The sequence below is a fragment of the Acinetobacter sp. L-24 genome (assembly GCF_056857555.1).
In genome coordinates this window covers 1-12062 of record NZ_JBSXNI010000026.1, presented here as the reverse complement: position 1 = coordinate 12062, position 12062 = coordinate 1, and the positions used below count along the sequence as shown (strand labels likewise).

Here is a 12062-nt window from a genome sequence, read left to right as displayed (position 1 = left end):
CTCGTAATTTTCACAAGGCAACCTTATGTTTTCTGCCCTTATGCGCATGAGCTTAGTCTCTCGAATCATCATCGCCATTATTTTAGGTGTGGGTGTGGCTGTGGTATTTCCCGAAGCTACTCCCTCATTAAGCCTATTGGGCGACCTGTTTATTAAAGCCTTGAAGTCTGTTGCACCGATTCTGGTTTTCATTTTAGTTTTAGCTTCTATCGCGAATTTTAAGGTGGGTCAATCCAACACCCCCATCAAACCGATTATGATCATGTATGCAGTGGGTATGTTCCTTGCTGCACTGAGCGCTGTGGTGTCGAGCATCTTATTTCCAAGTACGCTGTTTCTGGATATCGCTGCACAAGCTGAATTACAGCCACCTGGCAGTCTGGTAGAAATCCTGAAGAATTTACTGCTCAGTTTTGTTACCAATCCGGTCGTTGCGATTGCTGAAGCAAACTTTATTGGTATTCTGGCTTGGGCAGTGGCCTTGGGTATTGCCTTCCGTCATGCATCGGATAGCACCAAGACGCTTTTGAATGATGCAGCCTTTGCAGTGAACTATGTGATTCGTTTAGTGATCAGCTTTGCACCTGTGGGTATTTTTGGTCTGGTTGCGGTGACTTTTGCTGAATCTGGTCTGGATACACTGACCAGTTATGCACATTTACTTGCTGTGTTGCTCGGAACGATGGTTTTTGTGGCACTGGTGATTAATCCGCTTCTGGTTGCCTTAATGACGCGTAACAACCCGTATCCACTGGTGTTCACCTGTTTGCGCGAAAGTGGCATTACCGCTTTCTTTACCCGTAGTTCGGCAGCCAACATTCCGGTCAATCTGGACTTGGCGAAACGTCTGGGTGTTAAAGAATCGACTTCAAGCATTGCCATCCCTCTGGGAGCGACCATCAATATGGGTGGTGCATCAGTGACTATTACGGTTCTCGCCTTGGCAGCAGTCAATACCTTGGGCATTAGCGTGGACTTTAGTACCATGCTGATTCTTTCTGTGGTGGCAACCGTCTCGGCATGTGGTGCTTCTGGTGTTGCAGGCGGTTCATTGTTACTGATTCCAGTTGCATGCGGCCTGTTCGGGATCTCTTCGGATATCGCCATGCAAGTGGTCGCCATTGGTATGGTGATCAGCGTATTACAGGATTCTACTGAAACCGCGCTAAACTCATCGACTGATGTTTTATTTACTGCAGCAGTAGACCGCGCATCAAATTGATTTTATATTGATTAATCAATATGTTTAGCCAATGATTTTGTTATGCCATTACAGCGTTTACCTACCTGGGTACAATTAGGGGCGTTTTTTCTTGCGGTCAATGCCGGCATGATTAACGTCCTGGGTCTGGTGACGGTACTGCACCAGTCTGTTTCACATATGACCGGTAATGTCAGCATGCTGGCCATGGCCCTGCTGAACTGGCAACCAGAACAGATGTTGTATCTCTTTCTGGTCACACTCTGCTATGTCATTGGTTCATCCTATAGCGGGCTGATTCTTGGAAATAGTCACTTTCGCCTGGGGCAGCTTTATGGTTACCCTTTAAGCCTGGTGGCTATTTTTATTTTGATCTGCTGGTTATTATTGCCCTATTTCCCGCGCTGTGCCTTGTTATGGGCCTGTGTCGCCATGGGCGTGCAAAATGCCATGGTCAGCCATTATAAAGGCGCCATTATTCGCACCACGCATTTATCTGGCGTACTCACCGACCTCGGCTTGGCGATGGGCTACCGTTTGCGCGGTTTAGAGGTAGAATCACGACGCGTAGTTCTGCATCTGCTTATTTTGTTCGGTTTTTTAAGCGGTGGCATTCTTGCCAGCTGGCTATATCCTTATTTAAAATTAAATGCATTCCTGATCCCGGCAGTGCTGAGTCTGGTTCTCAGTCTCACGTATTGGGTGATTTATTTACGTTATCGACATCAACACGACTAATATCTGGACATTCTCATGGTTAAAAATGCATTGCAGGCACAATTGTTAAAGGCAGGATTGGTCGACAATAAAAAAGCCAAAAAACTGTCTAAACAGGCTGTGCATGAAAAACGCACCGGTGACGGTACCGAGGCTGAAATCAAAGCCAAGATTGAACAAGACAAACAGCAAAAAATGGCCAAAGATCAGGCAATTGAGCTAGAGAAAAAAGCAGCTTTGCAGGAAAAAGAACTGAAAGCCGCAATCATGCAAATGATTAACCAACATAAAATCCGTGATACTGACGGCGATGCGGTGTATCAGTTTATTGATGACAGTAAAGTCAAAAAAGTCTATTTAAACCAGCAAATCTATAATGCGCTGGTGGCAGGCAGTCTGGTCATTGCACGTGAAAATGACAGCTATGCTTTCTTGCCAAAAGCGCTGGCAGATCGTATCAATGCGAAAATGCAGGGCTTTATCATTGTGAATAATTCAGAGAAAAATGAAGAAACCACCGATGAAGAAGATCCATATGCTGCTTATGTTATTCCTGATGATTTGATGTGGTAAGCCTCGCGATATCATTACTGAAATATCGAAGATCAGAAACCCGCAAAGTTGCCGGTTTTTTTATTTGTAGGTGCTTTTATTGAATGATTCGCACCAATAAATATGTTTTAAAAGGTTATCCAATATTAAAAAATCTGATCCAAAACTATAAACTTGATCTAAATTTTTGATTGAAGAGAAAGATCGTTTGGAACAGTTGAATTTTATTCGGAATATTCAAGAATGGGCAGATCAGTACCCATGGCTGGAAATGCTATCTTCACTGAGTATTGTGATTTTACTGGCGATTCTTGCCAATCTATTTGCCAAGCAAATTGTGGTACGCGGAATACGTCAACTGATTTCCAGAATGCCTTTTGCAAATAATCAGATTTTTGCTGAGCATAGCGTGATTCGCCGGATTGCCAATATTGTTCCGGCAGTCGTGATCATGAACGGGATCACCACGGTACCGCATTTATCTGACAAGGTTGAGTCCTTTGTGCAAATGGGTGCACAGGCTTTTATTTTCCTGACGATTGCCCTGGCTCTTGGTGAATTACTGAATATTTTTAACCTGGTCTATCAGCGTAATCCCAAGTCACGTAACAAACCGATTAAAGGCTATTTGCAGCTGGTCAAGCTGATTATCTTTATTGTCTGTGGCCTGATGATTCTCGGCACTTTCCTGAAAAAAGATGTCTTTACCTTACTGGCTGGCTTCGGTGCCATGGCCGCTGTGTTGATGCTGGTCTTTCAAAATACCATTTTGTCGCTGGTGGCGTCGGTTCAGATTTCATCTTATGACATGGTGCGGATTGGCGACTGGATCGAAATGCCCTCGCTGAATGCGGACGGCGATGTCATTGATATGTCATTACATACCATTACGGTACAGAACTTTGATAAAACGGTGACCACGATTCCGACCAACAAACTGGTGACGGACACCTTTAAAAACTGGCGTGGCATGCAGGAAGCCGGTGCACGCCGGATCAAGCGCTCGATTCATATTGATCAAAGCAGCGTGCATTTTATGTCGGCTGAAGAACAGAACAAGCTGAAAAATTTTATTCTGTTGGATCAATACTTAAATACCAAGTCAGAGGAACTGGAACAATTTAACCTGCAACTGAGCCATCATTCGCAATATAACCAGCGCCGTCTCACCAATCTGGGAACTTTCCGTGCCTATGTGGAATTTTATCTGCAACAGCATTCGGGCATTAGTAAAAATCATTCCCTGATGGTGCGCCAATTGCAGCCGACCAGTGAAGGTTTACCGTTAGAGATTTATGCCTTCACCAATACCACCGCCTGGGTCGAGTATGAAAATATCCAGTCGGATATCATGGATCATCTGCTGGCGATTATTCCGGAATTTGGTTTAAAGGTGTATCAAGCGCCTTCAGGTCTTGATTTAAAGGAAGCATTTACTCAACCGTCTTCCATTATTACTTAAACACAAGTCATCCAATCTCAAGCCTGAGATGCTGCTGCATTTCAGGCTTTTTTATTTCCTCATCTGTTTAGATCCTGACTGGCATAAATCTGGCTTTAGTTTAATTTTTATAATCTAAGTTTTAATTGAGTGAATCATTTTGTGGCAATTTCACCCAATTACGGGCTTAAAAAAACAGAATCCTTTATAATTCCCGAAAAGCAAAATGCATGATAAGAGTACGATAATGTTTCGATGGCTTGAAAGACTGGTTGACCCCTATCCCACCAAAAATCTGAATCAACCTTTACCGACCAAGTTTTTTCCATTTGTCTGGCAGGCAGCCTATGGAGTCCGCCGTTATTTACTGATTCTGGTGCTGTGTACCGCCGGTGCTGCCAGCTTCGAAGCCTTACTGTATTCAAAAATTGGTGAGCTGGTGAACTGGCTCAGTAAAAGCCAGCCCGATACTTTTCTGGAGCAACATGCCAGCAATTTAACCTTACTGAGTATTGTTCTGCTGGCCAATATTTTCTTCGCCAGCGCACAATCACTGATTAAGCATCAAATTCTGTATAGCAACTTTCCCATGCGTTTACGCTGGCGCTTTCATAATCTGCTGATGAAACAAAGCCTGGATTTTTTCCACAACGATTTTGCCGGACGATTATCTGCCAAAGTCATGCAAACGGCTCTGGCAGTACGCGAATTCTGGGTCATTCTGGGTGACATGCTGGCGTATGTGCTGATTTATTTCATCACGATTAATATTGTCTTAGGTGCAATTTCACCCTTGCTGATCATTCCATTGATGGTCTGGCTAGCCTTGTTTATCTGTGCAGCGTGTTATTTCATTCCACGTTTGAGCAAAATTTCCAATGCCCAGGCGGATGCCCGTGCCGTCATGACCGGGCGTATTACGGATGCCTATACCAATATCCAGACCGTGAAGCTGTTTGCTCATGCCGGCCGTGAAAGTCAGTATGCCAAGACCTCAATGCAGGAATTTATGGTAACGGTATATAAACAGATGCGTCTGGGTGCTCAATACGAAATCAGCATTTTGCTGCTGAGTGTAGTGTTATATGGCGGCGTACTGGGTACCGCGATCTGGTTGTGGATGGAAGGTCAGGCCGAGCTGGGCATTATTGCTGCAACTACAGCAATGGTACTGAAACTGAACAGTATTGCCGAATTTATGATGTGGCAGACCTCTGCCCTGTTTGAAAATGTCGGTACCATTCAGGATGGTATGAAAACTTTAGGCCGCAAAATTGCCATTGAAGATAAACCGGGTGCCAAAGAGCTACAGCTCAATCACGGTGAAATTAAATTCGAAAATGTCAGCTTTGCCTATAATGATAAAAACGTGATTGATCAGTTTAATCTGACCATTCGCCCAGGTGAAAAAATTGGTATTGTCGGCCGTTCAGGTGCAGGGAAATCTACCCTGATTCAACTGTTGCTGCATTTTTATCATATTAACCAGGGTCGTATCTTGATTGATGGTCAGGATATTGACGATGTGACTCAGGACAGTTTGCGCAAGAATATTGCATTAGTGACTCAAGATACTTCACTGCTACATCGCACTGTCGCGGAAAACATTAAATATGGTCGTCCAGATGCGACTGATGAAGAAATGTTTGAAGCTGTGCGTAAAGCCAAAGCGGAAGAGTTTATTCCCAATCTGACCGATTTGCGTGGCAAAAAAGGCTATGAAGCTTATGTGGGTGAACGTGGCGTGAAACTTTCCGGGGGGCAGCGTCAGCGGATTGCCATTGCTCGTGTGTTCCTGAAAGATGCCCCAATTCTGATTCTGGATGAAGCGACCAGTGCGCTGGATTCTGAAGTCGAAGCAGCAATTCAAAACAGTCTGGACGACTTGATGCAAGGTAAAACCGTGATTGCCATTGCTCATCGCCTGTCTACCATTGCCCAGATGGATCGTCTGATTGTACTGGATCAAGGTCGAATCGCCGAGCAAGGCACGCATGATGAACTGGTGGCATTAAATGGCATCTATGCCCAACTTTGGCAGCGTCAAACTGGTGGCATGCTGATTCAGCAACAGGTCAAAGCATCAAAAGATCATGAATAATATGATCTCTAGAAGATTTCAAAACTTCTAATGATTTGCTCGTCCTTAATATTAAACAGGTCTGGAAAAAGGAAAACTTTGCCCAGACCTTTCTTTGTAAAATTTTCTCTACAGATGAACAGCAAGTTGCCATCTATCTGGTATCTTATGAAATGACATCTCTCTCTAGTTCTGAAAGCTCTCTGAAGAAGTCCTGTTCAATGATTAATAAAACTAGACCAATCGTCCTGTCCTGAGCAAACAGATGCTGGGATGCGACTTATTCAATAAAATAATTTTAATTTCATCAATAAAATTATGTGGTTTAAATTGATTTTAATGCTGAATTCAGGCTAATCTGCCAGTGGCAGAATCACAATCGCCAAAATTTTGTCCAACAATTTTAATGAAAAATTTGGTGGCTTCATGCCAATATCTATTTATAAATAAAAAAATTTGAATGAGTGCAACGGATCGCGCATGAAAACAATTGCTCCACGCCAAGACCAAGGAATTCCAGGTGTTTACGGTCTCCTGCTTCTCGATGTCATTTCCCGCTGGGGTTATAACAATGAGTCGCTTTTCCAACCTTTTGGCCTGACCAGTGAACAGTTGGCAGATCCTGATTTTCGTATTCCAACTCCTGTCGCCAATGAACTGGTCAAATATGCCCTGAAACTGACCGGAGAGCCGACCTTGGGCTATCATCTTGGCACACAGATGCGGATCTCGATTCATGGCTTTATTGGCTATGCCATTATGACGGCGAATAATATTACCGATGCGCTGGTACTGGCGAACCGATTTATTCAACTCCGTTTACCCTTCCTGCAATTATTTTTCTCAACCTTTGACGCCAAAGCCACGGTGCAGTTGCAAACCGATATTCAGCTTGAACCTCTGCGCACCGAAATTTCAATTGCTTTAATGATTGGTCTGATCAGTATGGCCAAAGCGATTACAGGCATTAACGATGCAACGGGAGAAATCGACTTCGATTTTAAGAAGCCTGAAGGTTTCGAACGCTTTATGGCGAAGTTCCCTACCCATCAGTTCCGCTTTGAACAGCCGCATTTAATTCTGAGTTTTGATAAAAGCTATCTGATGAACAAGCTGGTACATGCCGATCCAATTGCCAGCCAGATTGCAATTAACCAGTGTGAAACAGAACTTTCTGCCTTGGGTGAACGGCACCGGATTGCCATGCGTGTCCGGGATATATTGACCCATGCTGAGCAACACTATCTCAGTATTGAAAGTGTGGCGGATCGCTTGCACATGTCTGACCGCACCTTAAAACGTCAACTCGCCGCCGAAGGCACCTCCTTTTCTACCCTGGTCGATGAAGTGCGTTACCGGCATGCCACCTCGTTATTATCCCGGACAGATTTTACCCTGGAACAGATTGCCGATGAACTGGGTTATAGTGATGTGGCCAATTTTAGCCGGGCGTTTAAACGCTGGAGTGGTCGCAGCCCGAGCAACTGGCGCAAAGATCCTTATTTATAAGGGAGTATAAGCCTTTTGTTTTGCTTAAAAAGAATGTATAAAACATGTCAAAAATGATCTTAAGATTTTTAAGGAGTTATCAATGAATCATCCTGCAGAATTAAAGTACGCAAGTACACATGAATGGGCGCGCATTGAGGGTGATCTTGTTGTGACCGGTATTTCCGACCATGCACAGGATGCGTTAGGTGATTTGGTTTATGTCGAAGCACCAGATCTTGCTTCACATATCACTGCAGGCGAACAAGCTGGCGTGGTTGAATCAGTAAAAACAGCTTCTGATATTCATGCGCCGGTGTCTGGTGTAGTGGTTGAAATCAATCCTGATCTTGAAGATGATCCTGATTTTATTAATGATGACCCATACGGCAAAGGCTGGATCTATAAAATCAAGCCAGACAATATGGCAGATGTCGAAAAGCTGCTTTCCAATACAGAATATGAAGCTGGCCTCTAAGCCATTTTAACTTTAAAAAAATCAGCCTCCGGGCTGATTTTTTTATTAAAGATCAAGCGTTGCATTTCCTAGTTCAAATTAAATTTCATGCATTTATCATGAAATATCATTGTATTTTTCACTTATTTTTCTTAAAGTCTTGCTCATATCTCCTTCGCTCCTAGATAGCTCGCGCTTATTTATAACAATAATTTCCCATGCTGAGCCCAGCGTCTTACAGCATATCATTTTAGGAAAATCATGAACGCCATTGCAGCGCCACTATGGACCAAGTCATTTGTGCTTTGTTTGGCCAACAACCTATTTTTATTTATTTTCTATTTTGCACAAACCACAATTTTGCCAATATACATCTTAAAAGAATTAGGCGGCAACCTGACTCAGGCAGGTCTGGCCATGACCTTGTTTATGGTGTCTGCCATTGCAGTGCGACCTTTTAGCGGTTTAATTATCGAAAAATTCGGGGTGCGTAAAACCCTGATTATTTCTGAAGTGTTCTTTAGCTTATTTTCACTTACTTATCTGTTGGCAGATCAGCTCACGATTCTGTTTATCATCCGTTTCTTACACGGCATCTGGTTCAGTATCTTGACTACAGTTTGTGTGCTTGTGGTGAACCAGTTTATTCCGGAGCAGCGTAAAGGCGAAGGCATGGGCTATTTTGTCATGTCGGTTAATCTGGGGATTGTCTTAGGTCCGTTAATAGGTCTAAGCCTGATGGAATACTGGTCTTATTTTCAGGTCAGTATGCTATTGATCGTCTTGGTTTTTATTGGATTTGCCTTCTGTTTTTTGATTCCGGTCAAAGAGCCTGAAAAAATCATCGAAAATACCAACAAGAAAACATCGCTTGAGCTGAATGATTTTGTGGAAAAGAAAGTGCTGCCTGTCGCGGTACTGGCTATGCTGATTTCTTTTTCTTATGCGAGCATCATGTCCTTTATCGCGCCATTTGCAGCCAGCAAGGATTTAATGGCTTATGCGGGTTTATTCTTTGTGGTTTTCGCCATTTCCATGATGAGCTTACGGCCGATCACCGGAAAAATTTATGATCGTAAAGGTCCGCAGTATGTGATTTATCCGGCCTTGATGGCTTTTAGTTTGGGTTTATTTTTACTTAGCCAGATTCAGACCTTATGGGGATTCATGCTGGCTGCAGTCATGGTTGGCGTGGGCTTTGGCAGTGTGCAACCGTGTATTCAAACCTTGGCGATTCAACGTGCGCCCAAGCATCGAATTGGCTATGCAACCTCAACTTTTTATACTTTTTATGATCTGGGGATTGCCATCGGTTCACTGCTGATTGGTGCCATCATTGCAGCTTACAGTTATCAGTTTGCTTTTATGCTATGCGGTATTTTAACCTTAAGCAGTATTATTTATTTTAAGCTGGTGGTGCAACGTAAAACCGTCTAGTTTTATGGATTGAATAATAAATAAGATAAATAAAAACAGGCAGAAAATTCTGCCTGTGATTTTTTGAGTAAATGTTTATTCTGACACCGGAGTATTCTCTGCTTCTTTCTCATCCGCTTTTGGATCTTGCATCATGGTGAATTGGGTTGCTTCACTAGCTGGTGCAGTACTGTCCTGTCGGTTACTTTTCAGCTTGATCTGCAGGCGTAACTCATTGGTAGAATCGGCATTGCGCAAGGCTTCTTCATAAGAAATTTCACCCTGGTTATACAGGTCAAATAAGGCCTGGTCAAAGGTCTGCATGCCCAGTTCACGCGATTTCGCCATAATCGCTTTCAATTCGTGGAATTCACCTTTCAAAATCAGGTCAGACATCAGTGGCGTATTTAACATGATTTCAATCGCTGCACGACGGCCTTTACCATCTTGAGTACGAATCAGACGCTGTGAAATGATCGCCTTCATATTGGATGACAAATCCATTAATAGCTGGTTCCGGCGTTCTTCCGGGAAGAAGTTGATAATCCGGTCCAAAGTCTGGTTGGCATTGTTCGAGTGCAGCGTTCCCAGACACAGATGTCCAGTTTCAGCAAAAGCAATCGCGTGTTCCATGGTTTCAGTATCGCGAATTTCGCCGATCAGAATCACATCTGGTGCCTGACGCAAGGTATTTTTCAGCGCATTATGCCAGGAATGGCAGTCCACTCCGACTTCACGATGAGTAATCATGGATTTTTTATGCTTGTGCACATATTCAACCGGATCTTCTACGGTAATGATATGCCCGGCTGAATTTTCATTTCGATAGTCAATCATGGCTGCGAGTGAAGTTGATTTACCGGAACCTGTTCCTCCGACTACCAATACCAGTCCACGTTTTTCCATAATCACATGTTTCAGAGATTCCGGTAATTTCAGCTTCTGGAAATTTGGAATTTCTGCAGTAATGGTACGAATCACCATGCCAACATTAAGTTGTTGTACAAACACATTGACCCGAAAACGGGAAACACCTGGCACGGTGATGGCAAAATTGCACTCAAGTTCAGTTTCAAATTCTTTACGCTGTTTATCATTCATCAGACTGTAGGCAAACAGCTTGGTTTTTTCAGCTGTGAGTTCCTGCTGTCCAAAAGGTTTCATTAAGCCTTGATGTTTAATACTCGGTGGAAAATCAGCCGTAATAAATAAATCTGAACCGCCATATTCCACCACTTTAGTCAGCATGTGATGCATGAATTTTTTTGCTTCGTCCAACAATTCTGCCGTGAACATCTTTTCCCCCGGAAATGCACAACTGCACAAACCTTGATCTTAGATTTATGCCAAATATTTTAATTTGATTGTGCAGCGTTTTATAAATATGCTCAAATATATTTGATTTATAAAGAAAATATTTTTAAAAATTTATGTGATGAACTTCAATAAAAATTAAATTAACCTGCAATATGTATGCTTTTTTAAAGCAACTCTGCTCAAAAAGAAGATTGTCATTTAAATGGTAAAACTCTGTCAGACGATTCATTATTTGTCCTTTACGACATATAGAGTGTCATTTTTTTTCCTTATGATTACCAACTCCCCTATTTTTTATGTACCAATTTCGGTTCTACCATATGCGATAACGAATTATGAAAAGTAGGACAATGTTTATGAAAATTGAACTAAATCGTGGAACTTTGCTCAAATAACAGGCGTGGAACTTAATAAATTATTAAAAAAGCCCGATTCAGCTAAGTTAGGCTTTTTATTTGACTATAAAAATATGATTTATATAAAATAAAATAGAGAATTTCGTATAACGTGTATTATGTTAATTTTAGGAAAACTTAAACGAAATCACCAAAAACTATGAAAAAAAAATCAGCTTTTTTATATTATTTAGATGTTACAGCACCATTTTATTATTTTTATCTTGTACCCACTGTAATCGCATTAGTCATAGTCAGTTTTGATTTCTCATTTCAGGGCTTATTTCCGACCACAATTGACTCTTCGATTTCAAGCCAACATAAGTTTCTAAATGACTATTTTGCAATATGTAATTTTTTCGTGATTGGGCTTATTGTTATTAATTATTTAAGACACCCACTACCAGCCAAATATGTAAGACAAATACGTCAGCATTATGCAACATTAAATAAGAACCAGCAGTCTATCAATGGCTGGCTTGGCATTGTATTTTTCTGTTTTACTTTAGGCCTAATGAACCTGACTTGGTTTATTATTAATGATGAGCCTCTCCCACCATATAAAGAATGGCGCAAAGGCGATACTCTTACCTACTTAAACAGTTTCGCACATCCTTATATTTCTGCTATTGCTTTTAGTTTGCAATATGCCCTCATGGTATTCTTTACATTAATATTTATGAACATATTTGATAATCGTAAATATAGACAAAATTAATATGCTTAGTGCCATTTAACATAATGGCGATTATACGAAAGGCCCTTGTTAGAACCCATTTAAAGTGTCTATATTCTCACCAATAAAAATGTCTGGTTTATGATGGTTTTTATCACCATGGACTGGATATAAAATATAAATGCTGATCACTATGTCTGATAAAGAAATTCAACGTCTTGCAGTTCTGCAAGACGTTAGAGATCATCGTATTACCCAGGTCCGTGCTGCTGAAATCCTGAATCTTTCCACCCGTCAAATTACCCGGTTATTGCAGAAGCTC

Annotated in this window: 10 protein-coding genes and 1 pseudogene; 10 read left to right on the top strand and 1 reads right to left on the bottom strand. The window is 41.9% G+C overall.

The genetic code is table 11. The features are described from left to right. The first annotated feature begins 25 nt into the window (after positions 1–25). The 8 genes from sstT (at position 26) to AC13CK_RS02310 (ending at position 9373) form a co-directional block, all read left to right on the top strand. Entirely contained in the window at positions 26–1222 is a 1197-nt protein-coding gene (sstT, locus tag AC13CK_RS02345; protein WP_425878516.1) for a serine/threonine transporter SstT, read from the top strand. Between the two features lie 42 nt (positions 1223–1264). Continuing rightward, positions 1265–1939, top strand: a complete 675-nt coding sequence (locus AC13CK_RS02340; protein WP_425878518.1) for a YoaK family protein — start codon at positions 1265–1267, stop codon at positions 1937–1939. Positions 1940–1954: 15 nt separating this feature from the next. After that, entirely contained in the window at positions 1955–2491 is a 537-nt protein-coding gene (locus AC13CK_RS02335; RefSeq protein WP_425878520.1) for a DUF2058 domain-containing protein, read from the top strand. A 166-nt stretch (positions 2492–2657) separates the two neighbouring features. Then, a complete protein-coding gene (locus AC13CK_RS02330; RefSeq protein ID WP_425878522.1) occupies positions 2658–3932 on the top strand; it encodes a mechanosensitive ion channel family protein in 1275 nt (424 codons plus the stop codon). 226 nt (positions 3933–4158) lie between these two features. Then, entirely contained in the window at positions 4159–6012 is a 1854-nt protein-coding gene (locus AC13CK_RS02325) for an ABC transporter ATP-binding protein (RefSeq protein WP_191112254.1), read from the top strand. Positions 6013–6471: 459 nt separating this feature from the next. Further along, on the top strand, positions 6472–7500 hold the full coding sequence (locus AC13CK_RS02320) for an AraC family transcriptional regulator (RefSeq protein ID WP_005262827.1): 1029 nt from the start codon (positions 6472–6474) through the stop codon (positions 7498–7500). Positions 7501–7582: 82 nt separating this feature from the next. Next, entirely contained in the window at positions 7583–7957 is a 375-nt protein-coding gene (gene gcvH, locus AC13CK_RS02315; RefSeq protein WP_005262825.1) for a glycine cleavage system protein GcvH, read from the top strand. A gap of 240 nt (positions 7958–8197) precedes the next feature. Continuing rightward, entirely contained in the window at positions 8198–9373 is a 1176-nt protein-coding gene (locus tag AC13CK_RS02310) for an MFS transporter (RefSeq protein ID WP_425878525.1), read from the top strand. Positions 9374–9448: 75 nt separating this feature from the next. Here the strand turns inward: AC13CK_RS02310 and AC13CK_RS02305 are convergent, their stop codons facing one another. After that, positions 9449–10648, bottom strand: coding sequence for a PilT/PilU family type 4a pilus ATPase (locus AC13CK_RS02305; protein ID WP_425878527.1), 1200 nt, complete (start codon positions 10646–10648; stop codon positions 9449–9451). A gap of 576 nt (positions 10649–11224) precedes the next feature. On the opposite strand from AC13CK_RS02305, the gene AC13CK_RS02300 reads away from it, so the two are divergent. Continuing rightward, complete coding sequence (locus AC13CK_RS02300) at positions 11225–11782, top strand: hypothetical protein (RefSeq protein ID WP_005262814.1); 558 nt, start codon at positions 11225–11227, stop codon at positions 11780–11782. Positions 11783–11921: 139 nt separating this feature from the next. After that, positions 11922–12062: pseudogene (locus AC13CK_RS02295) on the top strand (helix-turn-helix domain-containing protein); the annotation flags it as partial.

Excerpts from the sequence above, each read along its gene's own strand:
- AC13CK_RS02335 (WP_425878520.1), top strand. The coding sequence starts at position 1,955 with ATGGTTAAAAATGCATTGCAGGCACAATTGTTAAAGGCAGGATTGGTC.
- AC13CK_RS02305 (WP_425878527.1), bottom strand. The coding sequence starts at position 10,648 with ATGTTCACGGCAGAATTGTTGGACGAAGCAAAAAAATTCATGCATCAC.
- sstT (WP_425878516.1), top strand. The coding sequence starts at position 26 with ATGTTTTCTGCCCTTATGCGCATGAGCTTAGTCTCTCGAATCATCATC.
- AC13CK_RS02300 (WP_005262814.1), top strand. The coding sequence starts at position 11,225 with ATGAAAAAAAAATCAGCTTTTTTATATTATTTAGATGTTACAGCACCA.
- gcvH (WP_005262825.1), top strand. The coding sequence starts at position 7,583 with ATGAATCATCCTGCAGAATTAAAGTACGCAAGTACACATGAATGGGCG.
- AC13CK_RS02325 (WP_191112254.1), top strand. The coding sequence starts at position 4,159 with ATGTTTCGATGGCTTGAAAGACTGGTTGACCCCTATCCCACCAAAAAT.
- AC13CK_RS02340 (WP_425878518.1), top strand. The coding sequence starts at position 1,265 with ATGCCATTACAGCGTTTACCTACCTGGGTACAATTAGGGGCGTTTTTT.
- AC13CK_RS02310 (WP_425878525.1), top strand. The coding sequence starts at position 8,198 with ATGAACGCCATTGCAGCGCCACTATGGACCAAGTCATTTGTGCTTTGT.
- AC13CK_RS02320 (WP_005262827.1), top strand. The coding sequence starts at position 6,472 with ATGAAAACAATTGCTCCACGCCAAGACCAAGGAATTCCAGGTGTTTAC.